General features: G+C 45.6%; 26 protein-coding genes. 22 read left to right on the top strand and 4 right to left on the bottom strand.

What is annotated here, in order from left to right:
- Positions 1-141 precede the first annotated feature (141 nt).
- A complete protein-coding gene (locus tag GJB61_RS11460; RefSeq protein ID WP_154118630.1) occupies positions 142-555 on the top strand; it encodes a GNAT family N-acetyltransferase in 414 nt (137 codons plus the stop codon).
- Positions 556-612: 57 nt separating this feature from the next.
- Here the strand turns inward: GJB61_RS11460 and msrA are convergent, their stop codons facing one another.
- The gene (gene msrA / locus GJB61_RS11455) at positions 613-1608 is read right to left on the bottom strand and encodes a peptide-methionine (S)-S-oxide reductase MsrA (RefSeq protein WP_154118629.1); all 996 of its coding nucleotides are present in this window, start codon (positions 1606-1608) and stop codon (positions 613-615) included.
- 92 nt (positions 1609-1700) lie between these two features.
- Positions 1701-2321 carry a TVP38/TMEM64 family protein gene (locus GJB61_RS11450; protein ID WP_154118628.1) on the bottom strand — a complete coding sequence of 207 codons (621 nt, stop codon included), beginning with the start codon at positions 2319-2321 and terminating at the stop codon, positions 1701-1703.
- A gap of 158 nt (positions 2322-2479) precedes the next feature.
- On the opposite strand from GJB61_RS11450, the gene GJB61_RS11445 reads away from it, so the two are divergent.
- The 13 genes from GJB61_RS11445 (at position 2480) to GJB61_RS11385 (ending at position 14322) form a co-directional block, all read left to right on the top strand.
- Positions 2480-3415, top strand: a complete 936-nt coding sequence (locus tag GJB61_RS11445; protein WP_154118627.1) for a Gfo/Idh/MocA family protein — start codon at positions 2480-2482, stop codon at positions 3413-3415.
- A gap of 24 nt (positions 3416-3439) precedes the next feature.
- Positions 3440-3763: a hypothetical protein gene (locus GJB61_RS11440; RefSeq protein WP_154118626.1), complete on the top strand. Its 324-nt coding sequence runs from the start codon at positions 3440-3442 to the stop codon at positions 3761-3763.
- 125 nt (positions 3764-3888) lie between these two features.
- Positions 3889-4206: a winged helix-turn-helix transcriptional regulator gene (locus tag GJB61_RS11435; protein WP_154118625.1), complete on the top strand. Its 318-nt coding sequence runs from the start codon at positions 3889-3891 to the stop codon at positions 4204-4206.
- A 218-nt stretch (positions 4207-4424) separates the two neighbouring features.
- Complete coding sequence (locus tag GJB61_RS11430; RefSeq protein ID WP_154118624.1) at positions 4425-5156, top strand: hypothetical protein; 732 nt, start codon at positions 4425-4427, stop codon at positions 5154-5156.
- Positions 5157-5528: 372 nt separating this feature from the next.
- A complete protein-coding gene (locus tag GJB61_RS11425; RefSeq protein ID WP_229521598.1) occupies positions 5529-6074 on the top strand; it encodes a hypothetical protein in 546 nt (181 codons plus the stop codon).
- Positions 6075-6330: 256 nt separating this feature from the next.
- Positions 6331-6609, top strand: coding sequence for a hypothetical protein (locus GJB61_RS11420; RefSeq protein WP_154118623.1), 279 nt, complete (start codon positions 6331-6333; stop codon positions 6607-6609).
- Positions 6610-6645: 36 nt separating this feature from the next.
- A complete protein-coding gene (locus GJB61_RS11415; protein ID WP_154118622.1) occupies positions 6646-6993 on the top strand; it encodes a hypothetical protein in 348 nt (115 codons plus the stop codon).
- 1159 nt (positions 6994-8152) lie between these two features.
- Positions 8153-8896 carry an iron-sulfur cluster repair di-iron protein gene (gene ric / locus GJB61_RS11410; protein ID WP_154118621.1) on the top strand — a complete coding sequence of 248 codons (744 nt, stop codon included), beginning with the start codon at positions 8153-8155 and terminating at the stop codon, positions 8894-8896.
- A 123-nt stretch (positions 8897-9019) separates the two neighbouring features.
- Positions 9020-9640, top strand: coding sequence for a histidine phosphatase family protein (locus tag GJB61_RS11405; RefSeq protein ID WP_154118620.1), 621 nt, complete (start codon positions 9020-9022; stop codon positions 9638-9640).
- A gap of 132 nt (positions 9641-9772) precedes the next feature.
- A complete protein-coding gene (locus tag GJB61_RS11400) occupies positions 9773-10480 on the top strand; it encodes a hypothetical protein (RefSeq protein ID WP_154118619.1) in 708 nt (235 codons plus the stop codon).
- A gap of 221 nt (positions 10481-10701) precedes the next feature.
- A complete protein-coding gene (gene nirB / locus GJB61_RS11395) occupies positions 10702-13128 on the top strand; it encodes a nitrite reductase large subunit NirB (RefSeq protein ID WP_154118618.1) in 2427 nt (808 codons plus the stop codon).
- 30 nt (positions 13129-13158) lie between these two features.
- Complete coding sequence (locus GJB61_RS11390; RefSeq protein WP_154118617.1) at positions 13159-13479, top strand: nitrite reductase (NAD(P)H) small subunit; 321 nt, start codon at positions 13159-13161, stop codon at positions 13477-13479.
- Positions 13480-13530: 51 nt separating this feature from the next.
- Positions 13531-14322, top strand: coding sequence for a formate/nitrite transporter family protein (locus GJB61_RS11385; protein WP_154118616.1), 792 nt, complete (start codon positions 13531-13533; stop codon positions 14320-14322).
- A 76-nt stretch (positions 14323-14398) separates the two neighbouring features.
- Here the strand turns inward: GJB61_RS11385 and GJB61_RS11380 are convergent, their stop codons facing one another.
- Positions 14399-15478 carry an NADH:flavin oxidoreductase gene (locus tag GJB61_RS11380; RefSeq protein ID WP_154118615.1) on the bottom strand — a complete coding sequence of 360 codons (1080 nt, stop codon included), beginning with the start codon at positions 15476-15478 and terminating at the stop codon, positions 14399-14401.
- 167 nt (positions 15479-15645) lie between these two features.
- Here GJB61_RS11380 and GJB61_RS11375 point away from each other — a divergent pair, with 167 nt between their 5' ends.
- Positions 15646-16242 carry a TetR/AcrR family transcriptional regulator gene (locus tag GJB61_RS11375; protein WP_154118614.1) on the top strand — a complete coding sequence of 199 codons (597 nt, stop codon included), beginning with the start codon at positions 15646-15648 and terminating at the stop codon, positions 16240-16242.
- A gap of 24 nt (positions 16243-16266) precedes the next feature.
- The gene (locus GJB61_RS11370; RefSeq protein WP_154118613.1) at positions 16267-16731 is read left to right on the top strand and encodes an NUDIX hydrolase; all 465 of its coding nucleotides are present in this window, start codon (positions 16267-16269) and stop codon (positions 16729-16731) included.
- A 346-nt stretch (positions 16732-17077) separates the two neighbouring features.
- On the opposite strand, the gene GJB61_RS11365 is transcribed toward GJB61_RS11370, so the two are convergent.
- The gene (locus GJB61_RS11365; protein ID WP_154118612.1) at positions 17078-17797 is read right to left on the bottom strand and encodes a Crp/Fnr family transcriptional regulator; all 720 of its coding nucleotides are present in this window, start codon (positions 17795-17797) and stop codon (positions 17078-17080) included.
- Positions 17798-18243: 446 nt separating this feature from the next.
- On the opposite strand from GJB61_RS11365, the gene GJB61_RS11360 reads away from it, so the two are divergent.
- The 6 genes from GJB61_RS11360 to GJB61_RS11335 all read left to right on the top strand — a co-directional run bounded on the left by GJB61_RS11360 (position 18244) and on the right by GJB61_RS11335 (position 26799).
- Entirely contained in the window at positions 18244-20550 is a 2307-nt protein-coding gene (locus GJB61_RS11360) for a glycoside hydrolase family 65 protein (RefSeq protein WP_154118611.1), read from the top strand.
- Entirely contained in the window at positions 20547-22847 is a 2301-nt protein-coding gene (locus tag GJB61_RS11355) for a glycosyl hydrolase family 65 domain-containing protein (RefSeq protein ID WP_154118610.1), read from the top strand. The genes GJB61_RS11360 and GJB61_RS11355 overlap by 4 nt, the downstream gene beginning before the upstream one ends.
- 291 nt (positions 22848-23138) lie before the next feature.
- The gene (gene pgmB, locus GJB61_RS11350) at positions 23139-23789 is read left to right on the top strand and encodes a beta-phosphoglucomutase (RefSeq protein ID WP_154118609.1); all 651 of its coding nucleotides are present in this window, start codon (positions 23139-23141) and stop codon (positions 23787-23789) included.
- Between the two features lie 63 nt (positions 23790-23852).
- A complete protein-coding gene (locus tag GJB61_RS11345) occupies positions 23853-24659 on the top strand; it encodes an alpha/beta hydrolase (RefSeq protein ID WP_154118863.1) in 807 nt (268 codons plus the stop codon).
- Between the two features lie 84 nt (positions 24660-24743).
- A complete protein-coding gene (locus GJB61_RS11340) occupies positions 24744-24929 on the top strand; it encodes a hypothetical protein (protein WP_154118608.1) in 186 nt (61 codons plus the stop codon).
- A gap of 76 nt (positions 24930-25005) precedes the next feature.
- Complete coding sequence (locus GJB61_RS11335) at positions 25006-26799, top strand: cache domain-containing sensor histidine kinase (RefSeq protein WP_154118607.1); 1794 nt, start codon at positions 25006-25008, stop codon at positions 26797-26799.
- Positions 26800-26801: the final 2 nt, after the last annotated feature.

Here is a 26801-nt window from a genome sequence, read left to right as displayed (position 1 = left end):
TTAACTAAACGTGCGGATGGAGCGGAGGGTCGTAGCGTTTCTACTCACAACAGGTCAACTTCTGATTTTGGCTTTGAGTCATTAATGAATTTTAGAATAAGCTGTTGGTTCTAACAAGAATGAGTGTTGGAGGTGGCTGTTTTGCCCTTTTCTTTTCGCACGGGTAATCCGGATAAAGAGGATTACTTTCAATTATTTCAATCGACTGGTTGGAATCCGGAGGGAGATTGGACCCAAGAAATGCTCCATGAAGCAGCCCGAAATAGCTGGTACATTGTAACGGTCTATGACGGCGATAAGCTTGTGGCTTCAGGTCGCATGGTCTCCGACGGCATAATACAATGTTTTATTTGTGAGATGATGGTACTCCCTGAATATCAGAATCAAGGTCTGGGCAAAGACATCTTAAGTCGGCTTATTACCCACGCCAAAGATAAAGGGATACGCTGGATTCAACTGGCATCTGCCAAAGGGAAACAAGGATTTTATGAGAAATTCGGATTTCAGGCTAGAGCAGTGGATGCGCCGGGAATGAATTTGTTCCTTCTTGATTAACCCAAAAACAGCAAGTCCCCATAACGGGAGACCTGCTGTTTTTTAGCATTGTACGGTTTACTTATGAGACATCCCCTGAAAAAGAGCGCGATACTCTCCATAACCTTCCTGCTCCAAATCCTCTTTGGGCACAAATCGTAGAGCCGCGGAATTAATGCAGTAGCGCAGGCCGTCCGCTCCGGGACCATCATTGAAGACATGGCCCAGATGAGAATCGGCTACTTTGCTTCGTACTTCCGTACGGATCATTAAATGGGTGAGATCTGTTTTTTCTTTAACGGAGTATTTCCGAATTGGACCCGTGAAGCTGGGCCAGCCGCAGTCGGAATCGAATTTGTCCAATGAGCTGAATAACGGCTCGCCCGATACGATATCTACATAAATCCCATCTCCGTGGTGATCCCAGAAATCATTGCGGAAAGGAGATTCCGTAGCGCTATTCTGCGTTACTTCATATTGCAGCGGAGTTAAGCGCTCCTTTAGGCTTTTTTTGTCCTCTTTATGCGTCCAGTGATTCTCGATAAAAGCGTCCCGGCCTGACCCTTTACGGTAGCGCTTGTAATGTGCTGGGTTCTTGTGATGATACCCTTGGTGATATTCTTCCGCTCGGTAGAAAGCTACTGCCGGAAGGATTGGGGTGATAATCGGCTTGGTGAAGCGACCGCTGTTCTGTAAAGCTACCTTGGAGGCTTCAGCTTGCTGACGTTGTTCTTCACTATGCGTGAAGATGGCGGTTCCGTAAGAAGTGCCACGGTCATAGAATTGTCCACCTGCATCGGTTGGATCAATCTGCTGCCAGAACAGTTCGAGCAATTTGCTGTATGGGAAAATATCTGGATCAAAGGTGATCTGCACAGCCTCTACATGTCCTGTAGTTTCCGAGCAAACCTCCTCATAGGTTGGATTCACGGTATGACCGCCGGTGTAACCAGAGACCACTTCAATGATGCCGGGCAGCTCCTCAAATGGGGTTACCATACACCAGAAGCATCCACCTGCGAACGTTGCCTTTTCCGTCTTTGACCCTATATCGTTATGTTGAACATCACTCATTAATTTCCCTCCATTCACAGAATGCAATTAAATAGATCACAATCTAATTATAAAGCAAAAAAGCATCGTCTGCCAGCTTGAACAAGGTTAGTTTAAATATGATTCTTCCCATCCGGTGAAGGGGGGCGTAGGGACCAGCCGGCAAGAGCCAGCACAGCGGCGTAGATAATGATGGCGATAACAGCACTTTTGGGATGTTGAAATACATTGCCACCGAGAAAGGCGAATAAGGCTATCCCGGGTATTTTACCGACAGCTGAAGCAGCAATATAACTCCAGAAAGGAAGTCCGGCAGCCCCTGCGTAGACGTTAACGACAGTCTGTGGGATAACTGGTGCCAGTCGAGCTAGTACTACAGAGGCGAAAGGGCGCCGTTCCACGGCAGCCGTGAACTTTTCAAGCATCGGCACGGAAGCCAAATAGCTTCTCGCTTTGTGTCGGAACAAATATTTGGTCCCGCCGAACATAATGGCAGCAGCCAGATTGGTAGCCAACCAGCAGATCATCGCACCACTCAGACTCCCGTAAGCATATCCGTACAAGCCAATGATGGCTTTATAGGGCACGACTGGGAACATCGCCAGTAAAGTGGCGGTACCAATGGATAGGATTATATTATGATCCTGCTTCATCCAGCTTAGGATGTTATATCTGTAGATAAACGCGATGCTTATGCCCGAAACATACAGGATCGCCACCAGCCATTTTCTCATCTTAATATGCCCCTTCTTCCGCTCAATGCTCTCATCATACTGAAAAAAAACTAATTATTGAAGCAAAGATCATTTGTCACTGCCTTATGTCTTGGTATAATAGCTTAAAGAGACATACGGGAATGGAAAATTCCCGGTATTGAGGGGGATATACACCTATGAGTAGTGCTGAACGAAAAAGAGTGGCCATGATCGGAATTGGCGATATTGCCCGTAAAGTCTACCTGCCGCTGCTCTCCCGCCATGATCATGCAGAGGTCGTAGGCGTACTCAGCCATTCACCGACAACGGTGCAAAGTGCGATGGACATGTACCGTTTAGCTAAAGGGACCACCCATTTAGATGAGTTATTGTCCTGGGAGCTCGATGCCGTATTCGTACATAGTCCCACGCCAACCCATTACGATATCGTCACACAATGCCTTCAGCATGGAGTAGCGGTATATGTGGATAAACCTCTTTCCTATGATCTGGGAGAATCCAGGCGGATGGTAGCGCTTGCTGAAGATAAAGGGCTTCTATTGGCCGTGGGCTTTAACCGTCGGTATGCTCCGATGTATGCTGCTGCTAAGGCCTGGCTGGAGAAGGCGGGTGGCATTAGCCACTGCAGTGCGATTAAGCATCGCACGAAGCAACAAGCCAGCAGCAGCCATGAAACTGTGCATGATGATCTGATTCACATGCTCGATTTGCTGCTGTGGCTATGCGGCGGTGATTATGAGCTGCTGCACAGCAATCTGCAATCAGGTACAGATGGGCGATTATTACAATCCTCCGGGATGTTGGGTTGGGCGAATGGTACGGTTGGTACGTATAGTATGGTTCGTGATGCCGGTGCAGATCAAGAGAAAGTGGAGCTGCATGGGCATGGAAGATCAGTGGAAGTAGCCGATATGGATAAAGCGGTGCTCTACGAGAATGGTGCGTTGCCGCGCAGCCAGAGCTTCGGAAGTTGGGATACTATTCTGGACAGAAGAGGTTTTGCTGGAGTAGTCGATCATTTTCTGAGCAACTTAGATACACCAGAGCAATGCGGAGTTGCTGCTTCAGCTGTATTGCCAAGTCATATACTGGCAGCAGAGCTGACCGGTTAACGGATCGCAGAAAGGAGCAGGCTATTGGAAGATGACCGTAAATCGATGGAAGAGCAGATCATCGAAAGCTATAAACGTGATGAAGAGATGATGATCCTTGTGTTTGCCCAGTGGTGTGTTAATAACAATCTGGACCCGCACAGCTTGTATTTACAAGCTTACCCAGAGCAGGCGGGGAATGAGGCGCTTAGTAATGCGTTAGCACTGACGGTATCCTTAGAAGAGGCGGGGTTTATATCCGATGATACCGTTCTTGGAGTACTTTCGCTCTATGGAAACGATGATCTTGGCTTTGTTGTAACGGAGGCCATATCCCAAAGGGCACCGTCCGCAGGCACCGAGGATTGACATTAAAGATATAATATTTAAGGCAGATGAACTTTTTTTTGGGAAACGATGTTCATCCCGATTAAAATGTGGTAAAATTATATATACTAACTAATAGTAAGCTTCACTAGTGAGAGGTGAGAACAATGGAACAACATCAGTTAACGATGTGCCCCAGATTCGAAACTGCCTTCTCTTTCTTAGGCAAACGATGGAATGGACTTATTATTCAGACATTAATGAGCGGACCGAAACGCTTTAAAGATATTTCCGGTCTGATTCCATTAATGAGCGATAAGATGCTATCTGAGCGGATGAAGGATTTGGAATGCGAAGGTATTCTGGTACGCCATGTGTACCCGGAAACACCGGTACGCATTGAGTATGAACTGACCGACAAGGGCCATGCGCTGGAGCCTGTTATGCAGCAGATTCAATCTTGGGCCGAGAGCTGGGTAGAGTAGTTCATCTACAGTAAATGATGAGGGCTGGCTCCTTTTTCCCGTTAATAGGGGGAAGGGGCTTTTTTATTTTATTAAAATAAAGATTCACTTAGGATAGATGTATGTAATATAATAGGAAAAACATTACTCAGGCCGTGCTGGAAACGCTTACTAATATTGGTTCTTGCTCAAATTGCTCAGAATGGAGTAAGTAGCATAACTATCAGGAGGCGAGGGAGATGAAGACAACCCTGTTTTCCCGGGAGATTGCGTATATCAAAGAGGATGTTGCCGAGCTGGAGACTGCTTCGATCAAGGTGCAGCTCATTTATGACAAGGTGTTGTTCATGCTTCATAGCCATCTTCCTGATTCCTTATGGGAGGCTTGGATCGGAGTGCCCTACAGTATTATTTCTTCTCTTTATAAAGGTAATAACGAGAGTGGGACCATCTTTCAGAAATGGATTCAAGGACCTGACGGGTGGAAATGTATTGGCTGTGAGCGGCATTGTCTGGAGTCTACCGATGTTGAGAGAGCAGCGGAGGAGCGAGTTTTCGGTGAGCAGCGGAGCTTTAAGTTTCACAACGGCATCCGCCAAAGCATGGTGCTGCAGGCCGTAATTTGGTCCATGTACGAGAATACGCAACTGTTTCACCCTTTCTTAGGCGAGGAGTCTTTTTTTGACGGGGAAGATTTGGATACGATTGCTACCTATTTCGTCCCTACCTATCTTAGCGATATCCGTCTGCTAGAGCTTTCTAAACCCTGTAAGGAATATAAAGAACATAACGTACGAGTCTATCAGGAATGGATAGCCGCGCCTAACCTAGTGCTTCAATGGGATGGCGGCCTGACCGAAGGCAGATGGATGACCGGCGTGTATGTCGATCAGTCCCGTTTTGCCGGTTTGGGGCCTTATTTGAAGGATGCGGCTGGCAAGCGAACGTATATGCAGGCGTTTGTACAATAAAAGAATGAGGAATAGTGATACTAAAATGCACCTTTGCGAATGGTTGTTGCAATATCGCGCTGCGATATGAACCATGGCGGGGTGTTTTTTGTGTTTTAGAATGGTGATTAATAAACGAAGCAGTAAATAGAGAGGATATTTTTGGGGTGAGGGTATAACACAAGTATTTTCACGTAAACAAAATAGAATGAAGTTAAGTAACTGTGAGGGTTGAATGAATTGTGGTTACCCGTGTCGTATGCACTTTTTTATCAACAAATGACATGCTTAACCAATTTAACAAGTGAGGTGTCTAGGCATGAGAGTGTTTGGTGATAAACATATTTTTCAATAAAATATGATTTTATTGAAAATCCTTTTAATGAAAAAGGATTGATTGCTGAAACTTGGGGGAAGTTTGAATTTTGGGTCAATGGAAAAGAACTTTGTAAGTTTTCTAGAAATAATCATGAAATCACTTATGAATGGAACTTGATTCACTTAGTAGAATGGTTACGTGAAAATCTCTCGACCATTTTAACTGATGAAGAGTTTCCTTTACCTGTCCAAGGTAAAACTGCGATAGAATTATTGACTAATAGTTTAGATTTTGATTCAGACAATGATGATGAATTTGATGCGTGGTTTAGTAAAAAACAAAACTGGGAATTCAAACATTCATGGTTTGCTAGTAGGGGAGGTTCAAACCTACTTGATATTTATTTTAGAAAGATTGGTCAGCAAATAGAGATAACGTGGAACAACGAAGAACTATATCAAGAGGGGATATCTTTTCTCTGTTCAACTGGTTTAGAATATGTTCCAATTCATATTTTTGAATCAGTTCTCAAAAATTATATTCATGACTTTTTGGAGACACTGAGATTGAAAACTGAATTCAAAGATGAGTATGTGAAATTTGCAAAGCAAATATTGTAAATTGAATAATAATATCTACTATATCCTTACCTTGATTGGCTTTGTACATTTCAAGGTTCTTATTTTTTTGAAGGTGTCCAATACCAAAACATATCATTCAATCAATATCTTAAATAACACATTGAGTAGCGTTGATAAACTAATGCAGATATTTGTAATGCGTTTTTAAGAGTATAGGAATTAATGAAACTTTAATAGCAGCTACAGCAGCGGTAACTACCCATGGAGAAAGCGAGTAAATAGCACTAAGAGCATAATGTCGGATACGACTAGTCTTTTCTCGGGTGAGGGGAAGGGTGAAGCTGTTCCACAAAATGTGTTTCCTGAAAGTCCAAATGACTTTAATCCAGCGGGATTAGTTGGGAAAAATTATAAGAACGGTGATATTATCAAATGGAATGACCCTGAGACGGGACAAGCAGTTTATGAATGGAATAAGGATGTTAAATACGGTGACCATTTTCATCTAACGCCTGATGGTAAAAACAGAATGGAGCATCCCGAAACAGGGGAATACCCATTATTGGCCGGGTGATAGCGTTCCTAAAGTTCCTGAATGATGGAGGGTACTATGATTACTATAAACAAACAGACACAGCATGAAATTGAGAAACTCAACTTACACGATGCTGAAATTAGAGATGTTATTTGTAATTATTATGAGCATAAAGTAAGCATCCCAATTAAACTAAACACCAATAAAAATGAACTTATATTTGATGAAGTACTTTTTATTGATGTTAGTCTATATGAGCCGTGGGGGGCAGGAATGTATATCAATGAATTCGTTATAAGAGAAAGTAGTGAACTTATTACGAAATACAGCCCTCTGCAAGACAGTCAAGCATTGCATTTTACTATTTTACTTAATTCCGGAGACAACATAAATATTGTTGCTTCAAAGGTTGCTTATAAATAGATACTCTTGTATCACTTATCCTCCTGAATGAATTGTTCAGGAGTTTCTTTTTTTGGTGGGGCTACCAAGTTGATTGAACCTATCATTTAATCAATAACACATTTAACCCATGTAATATCTACACCAAATTTTTCTGAAAATTGATGTACACACTTGTAAGTCGAAAAGTATACTATCTAACGCAATATCGTTATACAAAACAGGTCGCTTTTTGTGATAGCTATCTCAGCCCTCAGCACCGGCGTCTCGTTCCGGCTCATCGGCAGAGCGAACAGTAGCGAAAGAACTACGAATGGAAACAAAGTCAAGACAAGGATAAATAACTTAACAACAGGAATATTGGATGCGGTTGATGATAATATTATGTTTGGTTTAGGCAAAGAATAGTGGAGGAAATGCTCCTCAAAGGTTTGTACAGGGTAGTGATGTTTCAGTATATTATTCAGGCGACCATTATGGTATCTTTACTCAAATCAGATAAGGATGTGAGGAAATGAATGAGATGATAGATAATAAAGTCTTAAAACCAATAACAAATAGTGAAAAGATTGAATCTCTCAAAGCGGAACTGGTGATAATTGAAAGTTTTCATATCGTTGAACTAAAGAGAACAAATATACAGTCAGGGAAGATTATATTTCCGAGATACAAATGAAATTTAAGTTCCCAACGACCTGCTTAGACAGCATGGATAGAAGAAATTATTACCGATTTCACTGATGCGATCTTGCCATTTTGGCAGGAGAAAGTAAAAGAAGTCGTTATTGAAGGTTGGGTCAAACCTTGTATGGTTTATCTGGTTGATTAGCAAATTAAAAGAGAGGTATAGCAATTTTACCGAGAAATAATAGTCTTACCTTGATTGGCTTTCTGCCTTTCAAGGTTTCTTTTTTGTCGATTTTGCAATAAAACTCATGAGGTGAGAATTTATGGTTATTTCCGTAGAACCTCATGCGTGTAAACTTTTTCGGTAAATACAGATGAACATGTTAGAAGATATCATTTTCTCTATAAAGAAAATTTTTCCGTCGTTATGAAATTCACTCTATCCAACAAACAGTTTTAAATTCAGTGCTTACAATCACAAGTTAAGGTTCCTTTCGGGAGTATGGTTAGTAGGTAGAAGAAACCTGAACACACAACCCAAGGAGGAACCTTTATGGAAACCCAACAAACTTATGATAGAACTTCAGAGATAGCACAGCCTTCGTTGAACACTTTTAATGGGGAAGCATTGGTAAGAGATATTGTGCTGCAATTCCCTAAAGCTGCGGATTATTTCAAAGCAAACAAGATTGATTTCTGCTGTGGCGGCGCAAGACCGCTGGCTGATGCGGCTGCGGAGCGTGGTCTGGATATTGACAGCATGCTGGGCGATTTGAATAAGCTGCTTGCAGAATATCCGGTGCTTGAAGAAGAGAAGGTATGGAATACGGCGCCTTCCGCACAGCTGATTGAACATATTATTAATAAGCACCACCATTATTTGCGTGAAGAGCTGCCTCTAATCGGACAAAATGTAGCTAAAGTGTTCCGTGTGCATGGTGAAGATTCTCCTCACTTAGCTGAAATGCATGCGCTGTTCAATACGCTTAAGGAAGAATTGCTGCAGCACACCGCCAAGGAAGAGGAAAGTGAGTTTCCTAAGATATTGGCTTACTCGGTAGATCCTAGTGAAGAAGCTTTGGCCGAGCTGCGTCTTATTCTGAATAAGCTGGAAGACGAGCATGATGCCGCTGGAGATATACTGAAGAAGATTCGCCTGGTCACTAATGACTTCACCCCTCCAGGCCATGCTTGTACAACTTACCGTTTGACGTATGCCCGGCTCGAAGAGCTGGAAGGAATGACCTTTGAGCATGTTCATCTGGAGAATAACATTTTGTTCCCAAGATATCAGTAACAGCACTAATTGAACTTAAGAGTCCGTCAAACAGCCAGCCTTCATAGCGAAGGACTGGCTGTTTGACGTCTTAGGGTCCATAGTATATTAATAGTATATTAGGGATGGGAGATGGAGATCGTTATGAAGCACACAAAACTTTATTTAGTACGGCATGGAGAGACGGAATGGAATGTGGTGCATCGAATGCAGGGATTTCAGGATTCAGCCTTGACTGCGCTTGGTCTGCAACAGGCTGAATGGCTGAGAAAGGCTATGCATACGGTAACACTGGATGCTATCTATGCAAGTCCCAGTCCTCGGGCACTACGTACTGCGGAAATTGTCCGTGGGGAGCGTAACATCCCGCTGAAGACCAGCGAAGCGCTTATGGAGATGGGCTTCGGTGTATGGGAAGGATGTTATTCTTCCGAGGTGGAGTCCGGTTATCCTGAGCAATGGCATAATTTCTGGAAGGAACCCGGGAAGTTTAAAGTTGAGGGAAGCGAGACCTATGCGGAGGTACGGACAAGGTCACTTCATAAACTGCAGGAGATCATGGAGACACACGAGGGGCAATCTGTACTTATTGTAACGCACACTGTAATTATTAAGCATCTAATGGCTTATTTTGAAGGGAGAGCAAATGAGCAGCTTTGGGATTTACCCTACATCCACCCGACCTGCCTTTGCCAGATTGATATTATCGACGGAGTCCCGGAAATCGTGCTGCACGGAGACATCAGCCATTACGAACCAAGTTAAGTCGTCCTCTATATTATTTATTGAGAACCGGGCTAATTTGCGATATCCTGAAAGGGTCAGTATACATAAGTGACTACCATACCTGTAAGGCTGCTAGCAGTTGTCATCGGGTGGGAGAAGGCGGTGCCAGGAATGCCCACAAAACTTCTGTGGCGCTTGTTGATAGGATTGATTATTTTAATAACAGCAGGTGGATGTTCTTCATTAGTTGAGGACAAGACGAACGGAGATTATGCCGTAGTTAGCACTAAGCCTCCGACATTTTCGCTGCTTATTGGCGACAATGAGCTTGCCGAAAGCTCCGATAGGCAGTTAGGTGACTCCTACCACAAAGGGATAACGATCCGGGAGCTGCTGAAAGACAGCGGGATTGTGCAATTTGCTCAAGATGGCACCCGTATTCTCTCGGTGAGTGACGTTTCTCTAGGGAAGGGTTTGGACTGGGAGCTTCAGGTAGATGGCGCAATAATTAACGTTGCAGACTTTAACAGCTCCGTTGATAAGGATGCGCATCTCGTAATAACGGTAAAATCAGAGACCGGTGAAGATCCACTGCAGTCTGTGATTCTGATCGTGAACGGAGGAAGCGAGCAGGCACAATTGACCCACTCGTATGTCATGCTGTTTACGGAGGATGTCTCGGTAAGAAGCTTGTTGAAAAGTAGTGGAATCGTTCAGTTGGCTGAGAATAACCGGTCAGTAGTTTCCGTTAAGGCCTATACGCCACTCACCAATGAAATATGGAAGCTGAAGGTGAACGGCAAGCAACTGCTGGACAGCGGGGTGGATATGAAGCTGCGTCCCCAGGATGAGCTGGAGATTTCATTAACAACACGTTAAACCTATGATGATATAAATGCCAGATCACCACTGCTATTGGAGCAGGGGATCTGGCTATTGGTGCGTCTTGTCTGCAATCTCTCATCGGCTAACGCATTAATGTGAAATCCTTCACATTTGATGTGACTGGAATCACCATCACTCTTCAAATTTGAAACGTATAATTTCAATAGGTAGAAGTGAGAGATAGAATCCAGAAGCTTTGAGGAGGCACAAGAGCCATGACAGCAAACAGAGAAAAGCTAGTATTGGTCGGCAACGGTATGGCAGGCGTAGGTACAATCGAGCAGATACTGAAGCTTGGCGGTATGTATGATATTACCATCTTCGGCAGTGAGCCACACCCCAACTACAATCGGATTATGTTGTCTTATGTTCTTGAAGGCAGCAAAACAGTGGAAGATATTATACTTAACGACTTGAATTGGTACAAAGACAATAACATTACGTTGCACACGGGAACAACAGTCACCAGAATTGACGAAGCCTCCCAGCAAATATTCACCGATAACGGAATGGCAGTTCCTTACGATAAAGTAATTATTGCGACAGGCTCGAATTCGTTCATACTACCTATTCCAGGTAGTGATAAAGATGGTGTGGTTGGTTTCCGTGATATCGCGGATTGTGAAACGATGTTGGCAGCGGCCAAACAGTACAGCAAGGCGGCTGTCATTGGCGGTGGATTACTCGGTTTGGAAGCGGCCAAAGGACTGGTTAACCTTGGGATGGACGTTACGGTTGTGCATCTGATGGAGGACCTGATGGAGCGCCAGCTCGATCGCAATGCATCCTCCATGCTGCAAGCCGAACTTACACGTCAAGGTGTGAAATTCGCGATGGGCAAACAAACAGTCGAATTGATGGGCGAACAACGGGTTAGCGGCCTGCGTTTCAGTGATGATACGGAGCTTGCTGCAGACTTTGTTGTTATGGCTGTCGGAATTAAGCCGAATGTAGCTCTAGCTAAAGATAGTGGAATTACGGTAAATCGCGGGATTGTGGTTAATGATTATCTGCAAACTTCAATGGAAAATGTATATTCTGTCGGCGAATGTACCGAGCATCGCGGGTTGTGTTACGGCCTGGTCGCTCCACTATTCGAGCAGGGAATGATACTAGCTAAACATCTGTGCGGGGTCGAAACTAATCCCTATGAAGGCTCCGTTGTATCTACAAAACTTAAAATATCCGGCGTAGACGTCTTTTCTGCTGGTGAATTCATAGATTCTCCTGAACATACGGTGATCTCAGCCAAGGATGATTGGAAGAGAACCTACAAGAAGATTTTGCTCAAAAATAATATCATTGTAGGCGCGGTCCTGTTCGGCGATGTGACCGAATCAGCCAGCTTGCAGAAGCTGGTTAAGCAAGGTGCAGAAATGACTGACGCGATTTATGCCGAGGTTATGGGCACCGGCTGCTGCGGTGACGGTGGTGCCAAGAAGAGCATGTCCATTGAAGCCATGGCGGATGAAGAAATTGTCTGCGGCTGCAACGGCGTAACCAAGAAAGCGATAGTAGACGCAGTCACCGAGAACGGCTTCACTACCGTTGATGAGATCAAAGCGTGTACTGGTGCTACCCGTTCTTGCGGTGGCTGTAAACCGGTTGTAGAACAAATTCTACAATTCGTGCTGGGAGACAGCTTTCAGCAAGGTGCGAAGCAGGGGATTTGCAGCTGTACAACGCTTAGTCGCGATGAGATTGTCGCTGAGATTACGACCAAAGGCCTGAGAACCACTAAAGAGGTCATGAACGTACTGGACTGGAAACAGGCAGAAGGCTGCTCCAAATGCCGTCCGGCGGTTAACTATTATCTGGGTATGATTTATCCCGACACGCATGAGGATGAGAAGGAATCACGTTTTGTAAACGAACGGATGGGCGCCAATATTCAGAAGGATGGCACGTTCACGGTCGTTCCGCGGATGTACGGTGGGGTGACTACACCTGAAGATTTGATGAAGATTGCCGCAGTATCGTTGAAGTATGATGTGAAGGTTGTGAAGGTAACCGGAGGCCAGCGTCTGGACCTGATCGGGGTGAAGAAAGAGGATGTGCCAAAGGTCTGGGAAGAGCTGGATATGCCATCGGGTTATGCTTACGCCAAATCTCTGCGTACCGTCAAGACTTGTGTAGGCTCGCAGTTCTGCCGCTTTGGTACGCAGGATTCGATGGGTATGGGCGCGCTAATAGAGCGTAAATACGAACGTCTTGATTTTCCGGCTAAATTCAAAATAGCAGTCAATGGCTGCCCGCGCAACTGTGCAGAATCCTGTACGAAGGATATCGGCATCGTCGGCAATGACGGCGGCTGGGAAATATTTATCGGTGGGAATGGCGGCATCAAGCCCCGTATTGCTGATGCTTTTTGCAAGGTGAAGACGGATGAAGAGTTGCTGGAAGTATGCTCTGCAGTGATGCAATACTACCGTGAAACCGGCAACTACCTGGAAAGAACCTCAGAGTGGGTAGAGCGTATGGGACTGGAAACGATCCAAACAGCCATTATGGACAATGAAATGAACCGTAAAGAGCTGGCTGCACGGATAGATTTTGCCTTGGCTCAGGTTACAGATCCTTGGAAGAAAATGCTGGAAGATGATAATACGCGTACGGCACTTTTTGAGAAGACAACGGTTTAACAAAGTAGCTATAGAAGGGGAGGAACAACGATGGAACTGACCAAACAAGAGGTAATTGTAGGAGTAGTAGCGGATTTTCTACCTAGAATCGGCCGTGTAGTTGTCGCAGGCAATGTGGAGTTAGCTATATTCCGCGCCTCTGACGAAACCATTTATGCACTAGAGAATCGTAGTCCTCATCCAAAAGGTGGACCACTCGCAGAAGGAATCGTATCTGGGTACTATCTGTATGATCCACTATATGATTGGAAAATCGATCTGCGCACCGGCGAGGTGCAAGCCCCGGATCAGGGTCAGGCTGTAACTTATCCAGTCACCCTTGTAGGAGAAACCGTTAGGGTCAGCTTATAGAAAGAAGCTGAGAATTGCAAGATTAAATAGAAAACGGCGGGGTGGAGTAGGATGTTTACGCAAAATGTGGAGAATATCGTAGAAGTAGCAGTGGGCAAAAGGGATAAAATGAACGAAAGCTTACCCAAGTACTTTCTGGCAGCACTATTGGCTGGGGCTTATGTAGGCATTGGTATTATTCTTATCTTTTCATTGGGAGCACCGCTGGCGGCAGTCAAATCCCCTTTTCAACCGCTTATTATGGGTGCGTCCTTTGGGATTGCGCTGACACTTGTTGTCTTTGCAGGTTCTGAGCTGTTTACTGGCAATAATATGTACTTTACCGCCAGTACTCTTGCTGGCAGAACCAGTGTCTGGGATACCGTGAAAAACTGGGTTATCGTCTTCCTAGGCAACGTTGCCGGCGCTGTGATTTTGGCTCTGCTGATTCAAGGTACAGGACTGTTCAAGGCCATTCCCCCCGAGCATCTGATCTTTACCGCTGCGGCCAAAAAAATGAGTTTACCGTTCTCCGAATTGTTCTTCCGCGGCATCCTCTGTAACTGGCTGGTCTGTCTAGCCTTATGGATGTCCTCCCGTGCCAAGAGTGAAACGGCCAAGCTTGTTCTGATCTGGTGGTGTCTGTTTGCTTTTATCGCCAGCGGATATGAACATAGTGTAGCCAACATGACCTTGTTGAGCGTAGCACTGCTCCTTCCAAACCACCCCGAGACCATTACATTAGCGGGTTGGATGCACAACATGATTCCAGTTACCTTGGGCAACATCATAGGCGGCGGTGTTTTTGTTGGCATGGCTTACTGGTTGATCTCTCCCGTGCGTGGGATTCGCCAGAACCGCTAAAGTGCGTTAGATCAATTCAAAAAGGCTGTACCCGGATCTAATAGATCACGAGTGCAGCCTTTGATTATTTTTGAGATTAGAACAGGGTACCAACCGCTTCAGGTGTAAAAGCTTGAAGTTCGTGAAGTCGGCCTTCACGTATTTTCGTAGCCCATGCAGGATCGCCCAGAAGTGCGCGCCCAACGGCTACCAGATCAAATTCATTGTTGTCCAGCCGCGCCAATAGATCATCCATATCACTATCCATACCTACAGATCCTACAGTAATCGTTGTTTTTCCGCTAAGCTTCTTCACCCATCCGGCAAAGCTAAGTTTGGAACCTTCAAATTCGGACTCTCCGAAGTGGCGTGTCGAGCAATGGAATATGTCCACACCTGCTGTGACCAACACACTCAAGAATTGCTCTAATTGTTCCGGCGTATCGACCAGCTTCGCATTATAATCATTCATTTTCCATTGGGATAGACGCATTGCAATGGGGTAGCCAGGGCCTACAGCAGCACGGACAGCCTGAACAAGTTGGGCAGCGAACTGCACACGTTTCAGCATGTCGCCGCCATAGCGATCACTCCGCTCATTTGTTTTCTCCCAGAAGAATTGATCAATCAGAAAACCATGAGCACCGTGAAGTTCAATACCATCAAAGCCTATTCGCTTTGCATTTGCTGCTGCCTCAGCATAGGCCTGTATGACGCTGGCGATTTCTTCTTCTGTCATCGGTTCAGTCACTTTGTTTCCTTCCAGGTCCAGCCCCGAGGGTCCAATCGAGAGAGCCTCCGGATTAGGCTGAGCTCCCAGTGGACGAACCATGCCCATATGCAAAATTTGTGGGAAAATCTTGCCACCAGCTTCATGAACTTGTCTGACCACTTCAGCCCAACCGTTTAGAGCCGCTTCGCCATACATGTTAGGCAATCTCGGCTCACTCGTTGCAGCCGGATGCTCAATCATTGCACCTTCCGTAATAATAAGACCGACACCATTCTCTGCACGCCGGCGATAATAAGCCGCTACATCCGCTCCCGGCACACCCTCTGGAGAAAAGGCACGGGCCATTGGTGACATTATGATACGAGTAGAAAGGGTTAAATTATGAATAGTAAAGGGTTGAAACAATGCTTCCGTAGAATGAATTTTTTGCTGTTGGTTACTCAAGAATAACGCCTCCTATATTGTGTTCGAGCGGGGTATGAGTGCAATCTTAGCAATCTCCTAGGTAACCTTCAACCAACAATCTACTCTTTTTGTTGCTTATACGAAAGGAGCGTGAAATTGTTGGATGTTACGTTTATAATTGATTTATCGAAAGGAGTGTTTTGAGGATGCCTGCTGAACTTTCACCAAACCCAAACGATCCGCGCGTCATTCGAACACGTCAATTAATTATGGATGCCTTCGCAGAGCTATTACATACCATGGACTTCAACACGATGACGATCAGTGATATTACCCGAAAAGCAACCATTAACCGGGCTACGTTCTATGCCCATTTTGCAGATAAATACGCACTGCTTGAAGCCCTTTTGGCAGCTGCGTTTCTGGAGTATTTTCTCCAAAGAATCGATGCTGAGGCACCCTTGACGGAGGAGACCATTCAGCAACTTATTTTTTCATTATGTGATTATCATGAATCAAGCAATAGCTGCGTCAAAAAATATGATTCCGTGTCACTGATCATTGAAGAAAACATTAAGAAACGATTAGAGAAATTTATTCTTCAACTAATAACTAAAGTCACCGACACTACGGATGAAAAAACGCTGGAAACGACTGCAACCATGTTAGGATGGTCGATCTATGGTGTAACCTATCGCTGGAATCTGGAGGGGAGAACGGAAGCTCCGTCTGCCTTAGCCCAAAGAATCGTACCCTTAATAGTCAATGGGGTTGCTTTATTAAATGCCATAGGCCCTAAATAACGTAGCAGTGAATGGAGAGGTGTCATGACTGGAATGAAGAGTTTTAGGCACTTTGGAGTTTATGGAGTCTGCGAGCGTGCTGGGAAGATGCTTGTTATTCATAAAGGGAAAGGTCCTTACACAGGAAGGTACGATCTTCCGGGCGGGAGATTGGAGGATAATGAGTCATTGCTGAAGGGTCTGGAGAGAGAGTTCATGGAAGAAACAGGGCTGTCCGTCAAGGCAAACAGCAACCTTGGCACCTTTGATTTTTTTGTGCGCTATCCAGAGGAATCGTTTACCCACATGCATCACATAGCTGTTCTGTATGCTGTGGAGATCATCGGGAATGAAGAGCCGCAAAAGCTCGCGATGTTCGAGGGACAGGATTCTCTGGGGACAGAGTGGGTGGACCTACACTTAATCTCCTTAGACTCATCATCGCCCGTGGCTGTCTTGGCAGCGGAATGGCTGATGAGCGGGATATTGCCTTTTGCTGTTGAATATTAAGATAAGTGGGAAGGTAAATAGGATATATAAGTTGAACAAAAAAATTAACAAAAGGCATAAGTAACGGAGGGGGATTTTGGAACTGGAGGAGCGATAGCGACCGCCTTTGTTTCCGGATTTCATCCGCAAACGCGGAATAAATCAAGAAATCCGGAGACAAGAGCGGCCGGAAGTCCAAACATTCACCGCAGTTGCGATGAAGCCTGTTTAGAAAATCTTATGGTCAACTTATATAGACAAAAAAATACGCCCTGATTTGGGCGCATTTGACCACTCTATTTTATTATGCAGAATATTGGGCCATATATGTTTCAATGAGGTGAATAGAGGGTACTATATTATGAAATTAAATACGGCAAATTTCGTTCGGACACAATTCGCAGTGGCAAATATCTTGAAGCATGCCTAAATCCTTGATAACAATCATGCCATTCTCGTACTCTACAGCGTCCTTCTTACGCAGATCGCTTAGCATCCGGTTGACACTTTCACGGGTTGCACCGATCATGTTGGACAGATCTGTATGGGTGATTTTTTTGTTGATCAGGATATTCTCGCCGCTTCTCTCACCATAGGTATTGCCCAGACGAATCAGCGTAGAGCAGAGAGCACCCGGTTTGCCGTACATCATCAAATCACGGAATTTCGTCTGTGTGAGACGGTGGTGAATACCCATCCATTTCATAAAGTCGATGGCAAAATCGCAATGCTGGCAGATAAGAATCTCCAGATCCTTCTGCTCGATAACGCCAACTTCACTTTCTTCAATAACTTCAGCTGTGAAGCTGTGCTTTGTGCTGAAGAACGGGTCAGCTTGACCCACCATGTCGCCGGCCTGATACATATAAAGAATCAGTTCTTTGCCTTCATCTGTTGATTTGGTTAGCTTCACCCGTCCACGTTTGATATAAAACAATTTATCCGAGTAGTCACCTTCCCAGAACAGGTGTGATCCTTCAGGGATCATGCGCTCTTTCATTGTGACTAAAAGTCTGTTAAAATTTTGTTCGGAGAAACAGTTTGTATTCCCGCGGGCTTCGATAACATTATAATGTTCTTTAATCATAATCGACATCCCCTTTATTCCCTCAGTTTTTCAGTAAATTTTAAATTAATTATACCTTGAAATTCCTCTTTATGGTTAAGAAATTTCACGGAAAAGTGTCGAATTTTTAACATTGTGATTATTTTCACTCAAAAGGTGTGAGATTTAATATGCTTTTCCTCTAAAACGGGGTATGAAAGAGTAATTTTCAGTTATTTCAGCATTCGTAATCCATTAATTACAATTAATGGATTACGAATGCTTTTTTGTATAACAAGACAGAAATGAAGACATTTTTAGTGAACTGTTGAAATCTCCAACTCCGTATAAATACACATAACTCCATTACAGTCGGACATTGGCGACCCTAGGCTTGAGGGATATCCTAAAGATTGAGCGTTTAATCGTTTCCTTGCTTCAACTGGGGGAACGGGCAGGCCAAACTCAGGCGAAGGAGAAATAAAAATATGGCTAAAGTGGCAGACAAATATTTAAAGGTCGATCCGTGGGCAATTATTGAAGAGGGCTTTGATCCGGAGCGGAATCGGACCTCTGAATCCATTTTTTCGTTGGGAAATGAGTACATGGGTGTGCGAGGATATGCTGAAGAAGGCTACGGTGGAGATTCCTTGCTGGGCAGCTATTTCAATGGATTAAATGAACAACTTGAGATTGGCAATCATTATAAAGGCATTATTCGTTCTCTGCGCTATATGGTGAATGCAGTCGACTGGCTCTATACCCGTATTACTGTGGATGGAGAGCAGCTTGATCTGGCGAAGAGCACGATATCAGACTATTCACGCAGATTGGATTTTCGCAGTGGAACCTACCAGCGCGAGTTCGTATGGCATCTGGAGAATGGTAAAAGCCTGAAGGTTACCTTTACGCGAATGGTCAGCATGACCCTCTCACATTTGGGCTTGCAGCAGGTAGCCTTTCAGCCACTCAATTTCTCGGGAAGTGTAGAGGTATGTACCGGTCTTGATTTTGGCATCATTCATGAGGAACGCGGCGAGAATATGTGGAACAGCCTCCACAGCGCTGAGGAAGGCACAGTAACAGGGATTATGGCCAGTACGATCCATACCGGCAATAAGCTCTTTTCCGGTTTTGCACTGCAATCGCCGCAACCCCTCCAGACTACCCGCATTGAGCGGGATAAATTTATCGGACAGAGCTTCAGCTTAAAGCTGTCGCAGGCAGAGACAACCTATTATACGAAGTTTGTGGTCAACTGTGCAGATAGCAATTCTACCCGGACAGCAGATGAGCTATGGAACGAAGGCATGGAGCTTGCTGCAGCTGCTGGCAAGCTGGACGAGACTGCGGTGCTTGCGGAACAGGCTGACTATTGGAGCAGAATTTGGGAGACAAGCGATATCAACATTGAGGGAGATCCCGAGAATCAGCAGGGAATTCGTTTTTGCATCTTCCAGCTCTATCAGACCTATCATGGCGATCATCCAGGCTTCAACATTGGAGCTAAAGGGCTGACGGGTGAAGCCTATCGTGGCCTGGCCTTCTGGGATACAGAATCCTATTGTCTTCCCTTCTACATGTTTAACAATCCTAAGGCAGCCCGCAGCTTGCTGGAATTCAGATATAAGACCTTGGCTGAAGCTATGGAGCGTGCCAAAGATGTAGATTGTGAAGGCGCCTGTTATCCAATTGCTACGATTGATGGAACGGAAAGCTGTGATCTGTGGCAGCATTCCAATCTGCAGTTGCATGTCGGCACAGCGGTTTCCTACGGAATCTGGCATTACGTCAAAAATACAGGTGATCAAGCATTCCTGTACAGTAAAGGTGCAGAAATGTTGATCCAGATCAGCCGTTTCTATGCCACCCGTGGACAATGGGGGCAGCGGACCGGGGAATACGGCTATTTTGGCGTAATGGGCCCCGACGAGTTCCAACTGATGGTTAACAATAATTGTTATATCAATCTAATGGCCCAAAAATCATTTGAATACACGCTGGATACCCTCCGTGTGATGAAAGAACAAGCTCCAGCTGAATATGCCGAGGTTGTTGCCCGAACTGCACTGCGCGAAGAAGAACTGGGGGATTGGAGTTCCAAAGCGCAGCATATGCGGATTCCTCTGGACGAGATCAGCGGTGTGTATGAGGAGCATGATGGATTTTTTGATATGCCGCATCTTGATATTCATTCTATTCCAGTGACCGAGTTCCCACTCTACTCGAACTGGTCTTACGATCGCCTGTATCGTTATGACATGATTAAACAGCCGGATGTGCTGATGTTTATGTTCTTATATAGTGGGCAATTCTCCAAGGAAGCCAAAATTGCCAATTATGAATATTACGAGCCAAGATGCATTCATGAGTCATCCCTGTCACCTTCCATTCACTCCATTCTCGCCAGTGAAATTGACAAGCATGAGGAGGCATACAATTTCTTCGAGTTCGCAACACGCCTTGATCTGGATAACTATAACCGCAATACCCGGGAAGGGCTGCATACTACTTCCATTGCGGCAGCCTGGATGAACATTGTGTATGGCTTTGGCGGTATGCGCTCGGATGGAGAACGGTTATCCTTCCAGCCCACTTTGCCGGAGCGTTGGAGCTCTTACAGCTTTCAGGTGTTGTACGAAGAAGTGCTGCTCCGTATTGTCGTTGACCAAACGACAGTGAAACTTAGTGCAATTAGTGGTGGGAGTACCGAAGTAATTGTCTATGGGCAGCAGATTAAGGTGGATGACTCCGGTACGGTGCTTCCGCTGGGCGAAGGGATGTTGGCAGGTTGAGCTGGAGTACTAGAGACACTCATTTTGATAAGGATCTGGTGACGACTAACGGGAACAAATATATGATCGGCAACGGCTACATGGGATATCGCGGTACGCTGGAGGAGTTTGGCAAGGAACAGCTTGTTGCGGTTACACTGGCCGGTCTTTATGACAAGGCTGGCGACAAGTGGCGGGAGCCTGTGAATGCACCAAATGGTCTGTATACTTCAATAGCCTGTGACGGCGAGGACCTTACGGTGTTGGACTCTGAAGTGGCAAGCCATGTACAGGAGCTTGATATCCGCAGCGCGGTCCACTGCCGGGAGACCGTGTACAACTTGCCTGAAGGGGGATTATTGACCTTCAGCGCAGAGCGCTTTGCAAGTCTGGATAATCAACATCTGCTGGTAAGCAGGCTGAGTATCCACAGTACGCGTGACTGCCGGATTGTTATCGAGACGGGGATTGACGGCAAGGTATGGGATATTAATGGCCCTCATCTTTTTGAGCTGCAGGAGCAGTTGGAGAAGGATGTACTAATTACATCTGCAATTACAGGAGAATTGAAAATCCCGGTTGTTGTAGCCGAACAAGCAGTGTTCAGCTTCGGAGAGCAGCAGATCGACGAAGGTAAAGCTTTACGGCGAATTTCTGTTGAAGTCCGGGCAGGAGAGACCTATGAGTGGTATAAATATGTCGCGGTATATACGGGGCTGGATGCTCTTAATGCCGGAGATACTCCAACTCCTATTGAGGCAGCAGTACATGCTGTCCGCTCCGCTCAAGCGCAGGGCTATGCAGTGCTCTTGAACAACCACCGTCAGCTGTGGGAGGATAGATGGTCTCACAGTGATGTGATTATCGAAGGCGATGAGGAAGCACAGTTTGCACTAAGATACAGTATTTATCAGCTGCTGATTATCGCCCCGGCTGAATCGGAGAAGGTGTCAATCCCAGCCCGGGGATTATCGGGTCAGGTGTATAAAGGTGCAGTGTTCTGGGATACTGAAATGTTCATGCTGCCCTTTTTCCTGCATAGTGATCCGGGTATTGCCCGTAATTTGATGATGTACCGTATTCATACGCTGGACGGGGCGCGGCGCAAAGCGGCGGAATATGGTTTCTTGGGTGCTTTTTATGCTTGGGAAAGCCAGGACACAGGGGATGATGCTTGTACTTTATTCAATGTGAATGATGTTTTCACCGGCCGGCCCATGCGCACCTTTTTCCGGGATAAGCAGGTTCATATCAGTGCAGATGTTGTGCATGGAATCTGGCAATATGTACAATTTACCGGCGATGATTCTTTGCTGCTGGACGGAGGGGCCGAGGTTGTCTGGGAATGCGCCCGTTTCTTCTATTCTTATGCCTATTACAATTCGGTAAAAGAGCGCTACGAAATTCTCGATGTCACCGGTCCGGATGAATATCATGAGCGCGTAAACAATAATGCTTTTACCAATGCCCTAGTTAAGGAGACACTAGAAATTGCGATGCGGACGGCAGAGCTGTTGAAAGAGAAATATCCGGAAGCCTACCGGGATTTATCTGCACAGTTCAGTGCTGGACCCTATCTGGCAGAATTCGAAGCCATGCTGGATAGCTTTTATGTTCCGCAACCAGACCCTGAAAGTCTCATCATTGAACAATTCGACCGTTATCACAAGCTGGAGGAGGTAACACTGGCTGAGCTGAAATCGCGAGTGATTAACAAGCATGAGTATTGGGGCGGCGGCAACGGGCTGGCAACCACAACCACGATTCTGAAGCAGGCGGATATTGTCTTGATGCTCAACCTATTTAAGCATTCCTTCACTAAAGCTGTGAAAAAAGCGAACTGGGAATTCTACGAACCGCGTACGGAGCATGGGTCCAGTCTCAGTCCTTGCATCTATGCGCTGGTCGCTGCCGATATCGGTTCTCCCGATTGGGGATATCCGTATTTTATGCGGACGGCTACCGTTGATCTGACCGGAGTGTCGAAGCAATATGTAGGTGACCTCTATATTGGCGGAACCCATCCTGCCGCGAACGGCGGTGCCTGGATGGCTGCGGTGTTAGGCTTCGCGGGACTTTATTTTGACGGGGAGACCGTCCATATCCATCCATCGTTGCCCAAACAGTGGCAATCTGTGGAACTGCCAGTTGTTCTACGGGGCGGAAGCTTTAGGCTGCATATCAGCCGCGATGAAGTTACAGTTTCAGCCGCCGCAAGCAATCGTGAAGATTTAGCCTTCACAATACAAGATGGGCAGCCTGAACTCTGCCACCCAGGTGCGCAACTGCGGCTGCGTTTGGAAGCGGCCTCAGTATAGCTATATAAGATGAACTAAATAACATAAGAAAAGGCAGCAGTAACGGAGGGGGATTTTGGAACTGTAGGAGCGATAGCGACCGCCCACAAGCTTTCCGTAGGAAAGCTCGCATCGTAAGCATAAGCAGTTTTCGGATTTCATCCGCTAAGAGTGGAATAAATCAAGAAATCTGGAGACAACAGCGGCCGTAAGTCCAAATATTCACCGCAGTTACGATTAAAGCCGTTTTAGGGAAATCTAAGTTTAACTTATATAGCGCTGAATATATAAACAGAGAGGATACGTGAGTCCATGCTGCAAACTATGAGAGGCGCCATCTTTGATCTTGACGGTGTCATCGTCGATACCGCCAAATATCATTATCTTGCTTGGGCGAAGCTTGCCGATGAGCTTGGCTTTGCGTTTACTGAGGAGCATAACGAACGACTCAAGGGCGTGAGCCGGATGCGCTCACTGGATATTTTATTGGAGGTGGGTGGCCAAGATTTTTCAGAAGAAGATAAGCTCGTTATGGCAGACAAGAAAAATAAACTATACGTAGAGTACATCTCCACATTGAATGAGTCAGAGTTGCTGCCTGGTGTAAAGGATTATTTAATAGGACTTAGAGCTCGCGGAGTGGGTATTGCGCTCGGTTCAGCCAGCAAGAATGCAATGTTCATTCTAGATAAGCTGAACATCGCAGAATTGTTCGATTCGATAGTTGATGGTAATAAGGTATCCCGCGCGAAGCCGGACCCGGAAGTATTTCTTATCGCCTGCGCAGAACTTGCGTTACAGCCAGTAGACTGCGTTGTGTTCGAGGACGCAGAAGCAGGAGTGCAAGCGGCCAAAGCAGCCGGAATGCAGGTAGTTGGAATTGGCAGGCCGGAAATTCTAAAGGATGCTGATCTTGTCGTTGCAGGATTGCATGTGCTGGAAGGTCTTGATAGACTGAATTAATCGAGGGAATATTTCCCTCAAGAATAATTCATCTATAATAGAAGGAAAGCATGAGGGATGATGATGGAGACGACATTATTATGGCCAGAGGGTGCCCCAGGAGCAATGGGTACAAGTATCGAGGATAGTCCGGCTATTACTCCTTATTTAGTAGAAGGAAAAGGCAATGCTGCAATAGTGGTCTGTCCAGGTGGAGCGTACTTTATGCGTGCGGATCATGAAGGAGAGCCAATAGCAGAATGGTTAAATAGTCTGGGGATATCAGCATTTGTGCTGCGTTACCGGGTGGCACCCTACCAATATCCAAGAGCTCTCCAAGACGCGCAAAGAGCGATCCGTACCGTTCGTCTTCACGCAGAAGAATACGGAATTGATCCGGCGAGAGTAGGAATTCTTGGTTTCTCGGCGGGAGGACATTTGGCCTCTACCGCAGGTGTACTGTTCGATAATGGGGATGCTAAGGCAGACGAACCCGTGGAAAAGCTGTCCAGCCGCCCGGATCTGTTGATCCTGTGCTACCCAGTCATCTCAATGAATGATTCGTATGTTCATCAAGGGTCAAAAGAAAACTTGCTCGGTGTCCATCCGGACAAGGATTTGGTGGGGAAATTAAGTAGCGAGCTTCAGGTTAGCTCGGATACTCCGCCGACCTTCCTCTGGCATACCTCGGATGACGAGGCAGTGCCAGTCGAGAATAGTTTACTCTTCGCCGCTGCGCTCCGGCGTCATGAAATTCCGTTCGACCTTCATATCTATGCGCATGGCATACATGGACTCGGAATGGCCGAGGAAGAACCCCATACCAAAGGCTGGACCGATGCCTGCGCGTCATGGCTCCGCATGAACGGCTACACTAAAAAAGAATTATAGATTTCTCCTAAAGGATTGGAGACGCCTTTTATCGGCGCTCCAGTCCTTTTTTGGTTGCGGTTTTTTTAGAGAGGGGAGAAAGTCATGGAGAGGGAATTTGGAACTGGAGGAGCGTTAGCGTCCGCCTTTGTCTCCGGATTTTATCCGCTAAGAGCGGTTAAATCAGAAAATCTGGAGACAACAGCGGCCGGAAGTCCAAAGTTTCCTTGTAATGACACTTTGATGACCTCACTAACTTACCTGCCAACAAACAAAACTGCATACAAATAACCATAATAAACTTTAAAATAAACATATGTAAGCGGTTGTCATTTTGATATATTATTGAAGCCGGAGGTGTATGCAGATGTGGTCTGGGCTAATTAAACCCATTGTAAAGCTGAACGTTAAGCAGCAGTTGATCCTGCTGTTTCTAATTATGATCTCCCCTATTCTGATTCTGAACAGCTACGGCAATATGAAGGCAGAGCAGATTCTCAAGCGCCATGTCACGAATGCTTATGTGGAGCTGAACAAGCAGAATTTCACCATTATCAGCAGGGATATCGATACGGTTAACAAAATCACTACCACCGTAATCCAGAATCCCCTAATACAACAGATCAATATGACCGGCACCGATCCGATATTGGAGCGGGTGATGCGATATGAAACGATTGAGAAGCTGTTGGCCAGCTATTCGCAGGGAGCCGAACGGGGAGATGGAATTTATTATTCCTTATATATCTATGATCCGGATGATTATTATTTTTTTGCCCCTAACTTTCCGCAGGTGAAGAAGGCGGGCGTTTATTTTTTCTCCAAAGGTGAGGAACCGTACTGGTTTGAAGAGGCTGTGCAGCAAAAGGGCCACGGGTACCTGATGTTCGCGGAGAAGCTGAGTCCGCGGGCCGAGAATTTGAAGACGCTGACGTACATAAGAGCAGTCAATAATATTTACAGAGGAGCAAAGACGATCGGCGTACTCGTTGTTACCAAAATGGAATCCAAAATCGGCGCGTCCCTTCAAACCATATCGCTTCCGGAAGGAGAGATTTACTTGACGGATCTGCATAATCGCGTACTCGCTTCTACTACCAATGCTACAGGCGAAGTTATCACGTTGCCGGATAGTGCCGAAGCAGGAGATCCCGAAGGAACCGTCGATGTGATCACTTCTGATTTTATTTATGTTGTCAACAATAACCATACGCTGGGGCAGAAACTAGTCTATAAAATACCCGTAAAAGCACTTTTGCAGCAGCAAAATGAAATGAAACGGGTCATTCAATACATAACCGTCGCCTACGCCGTATTCGGGCTCATTATTATTACCTATTTCTGGCGGTCGTTAATGACGCCGCTGCAGAAGCTGGCTTTTTTCGTGCGTAAGTATGAACCAGGCAACCGGGTGCCGGAGACGCCACGGAGAGGCAGCAATGATGAGGTCAGTGTGCTGATTGCCTCCACCTATGATATGGCTCGCCGACTTAACGGATTAATTATGTATAAGTATCAAATGGAGATCAAGCAGAAGGAGTCGCAACTGCAGCTGCTGTATCAGCAGATTAACCCGCATTTACTCTATAACACCCTGGAAAGCATCTATTGGAAAAGCTCGTTGGAAGGCAATGTCGAATCCGCTGAGATGATCAAGGAGCTATCGAAGCTGATGAAGATCAGTTTAAGCCGAGGAAGAGAACTCATCACGCTGGAAGAAGAGCTGGAGCATGCAACTGCCTATATTAAGCTGCAGCAGCATCGTTATGATTATGTGTTTGAGGTAGTTTGGAATATTCATCCGGAGGCGAAGAGCTATCTCATTCCCAAAATCACTCTGCAGCCCTTAATTGAAAATGCGATTATACACGGTGTCAAAAATATGGGTGAGGATGGAGAAATCATCATCAGTGCTTCCGTTGAGGAGGAGACCATCCGAATTACAATCGAAGACAACGGCTACAAAACCGTCGATTATATGGCCATTGAAGCTGTTCTGAATGATGAGAGTCCCAATCCCGCCAGCGGGTATGGTATTCGCAATATTAATCAGCGGATTCATCTACATTTCGGATCGGGTTATGGAATTGACTATGCACAGCGTAAAGAAGGCGGAACCATTGTAACCGTTAAACTTCCGAAAGCGGAGAATCAAGAGTGAAA

This window comes from Paenibacillus monticola, from assembly GCF_009664975.1.
Taxonomy (GTDB): domain Bacteria; phylum Bacillota; class Bacilli; order Paenibacillales; family Paenibacillaceae; genus Paenibacillus_AQ; species Paenibacillus_AQ monticola.
The sequence above is the reverse complement of the archived record's forward strand: the minus strand, read 5'-3'. Positions and strand labels throughout refer to the sequence as shown.

Excerpts from the sequence above, each read along its gene's own strand:
- pgmB (WP_154118609.1), top strand. The coding sequence starts at position 23,139 with ATGCTGCAAACTATGAGAGGCGCCATCTTTGATCTTGACGGTGTCATC.
- msrA (WP_154118629.1), bottom strand. The coding sequence starts at position 1,608 with ATGAGTGATGTTCAACATAACGATATAGGGTCAAAGACGGAAAAGGCA.
- GJB61_RS11335 (WP_154118607.1), top strand. The coding sequence starts at position 25,006 with ATGTGGTCTGGGCTAATTAAACCCATTGTAAAGCTGAACGTTAAGCAG.
- GJB61_RS11360 (WP_154118611.1), top strand. The coding sequence starts at position 18,244 with ATGGCTAAAGTGGCAGACAAATATTTAAAGGTCGATCCGTGGGCAATT.
- GJB61_RS11370 (WP_154118613.1), top strand. The coding sequence starts at position 16,267 with ATGACTGGAATGAAGAGTTTTAGGCACTTTGGAGTTTATGGAGTCTGC.
- GJB61_RS11445 (WP_154118627.1), top strand. The coding sequence starts at position 2,480 with ATGAGTAGTGCTGAACGAAAAAGAGTGGCCATGATCGGAATTGGCGAT.
- GJB61_RS11420 (WP_154118623.1), top strand. The coding sequence starts at position 6,331 with ATGTCGGATACGACTAGTCTTTTCTCGGGTGAGGGGAAGGGTGAAGCT.
- GJB61_RS11345 (WP_154118863.1), top strand. The coding sequence starts at position 23,853 with ATGGAGACGACATTATTATGGCCAGAGGGTGCCCCAGGAGCAATGGGT.
- GJB61_RS11430 (WP_154118624.1), top strand. The coding sequence starts at position 4,425 with ATGAAGACAACCCTGTTTTCCCGGGAGATTGCGTATATCAAAGAGGAT.
- GJB61_RS11340 (WP_154118608.1), top strand. The coding sequence starts at position 24,744 with ATGGAGAGGGAATTTGGAACTGGAGGAGCGTTAGCGTCCGCCTTTGTC.
- GJB61_RS11365 (WP_154118612.1), bottom strand. The coding sequence starts at position 17,797 with ATGATTAAAGAACATTATAATGTTATCGAAGCCCGCGGGAATACAAAC.
- nirB (WP_154118618.1), top strand. The coding sequence starts at position 10,702 with ATGACAGCAAACAGAGAAAAGCTAGTATTGGTCGGCAACGGTATGGCA.
- GJB61_RS11435 (WP_154118625.1), top strand. The coding sequence starts at position 3,889 with ATGGAACAACATCAGTTAACGATGTGCCCCAGATTCGAAACTGCCTTC.
- ric (WP_154118621.1), top strand. The coding sequence starts at position 8,153 with ATGGAAACCCAACAAACTTATGATAGAACTTCAGAGATAGCACAGCCT.
- GJB61_RS11375 (WP_154118614.1), top strand. The coding sequence starts at position 15,646 with ATGCCTGCTGAACTTTCACCAAACCCAAACGATCCGCGCGTCATTCGA.
- GJB61_RS11450 (WP_154118628.1), bottom strand. The coding sequence starts at position 2,321 with ATGAGAAAATGGCTGGTGGCGATCCTGTATGTTTCGGGCATAAGCATC.
- GJB61_RS11405 (WP_154118620.1), top strand. The coding sequence starts at position 9,020 with ATGAAGCACACAAAACTTTATTTAGTACGGCATGGAGAGACGGAATGG.
- GJB61_RS11385 (WP_154118616.1), top strand. The coding sequence starts at position 13,531 with ATGTTTACGCAAAATGTGGAGAATATCGTAGAAGTAGCAGTGGGCAAA.
- GJB61_RS11400 (WP_154118619.1), top strand. The coding sequence starts at position 9,773 with ATGCCCACAAAACTTCTGTGGCGCTTGTTGATAGGATTGATTATTTTA.
- GJB61_RS11415 (WP_154118622.1), top strand. The coding sequence starts at position 6,646 with ATGATTACTATAAACAAACAGACACAGCATGAAATTGAGAAACTCAAC.
- GJB61_RS11390 (WP_154118617.1), top strand. The coding sequence starts at position 13,159 with ATGGAACTGACCAAACAAGAGGTAATTGTAGGAGTAGTAGCGGATTTT.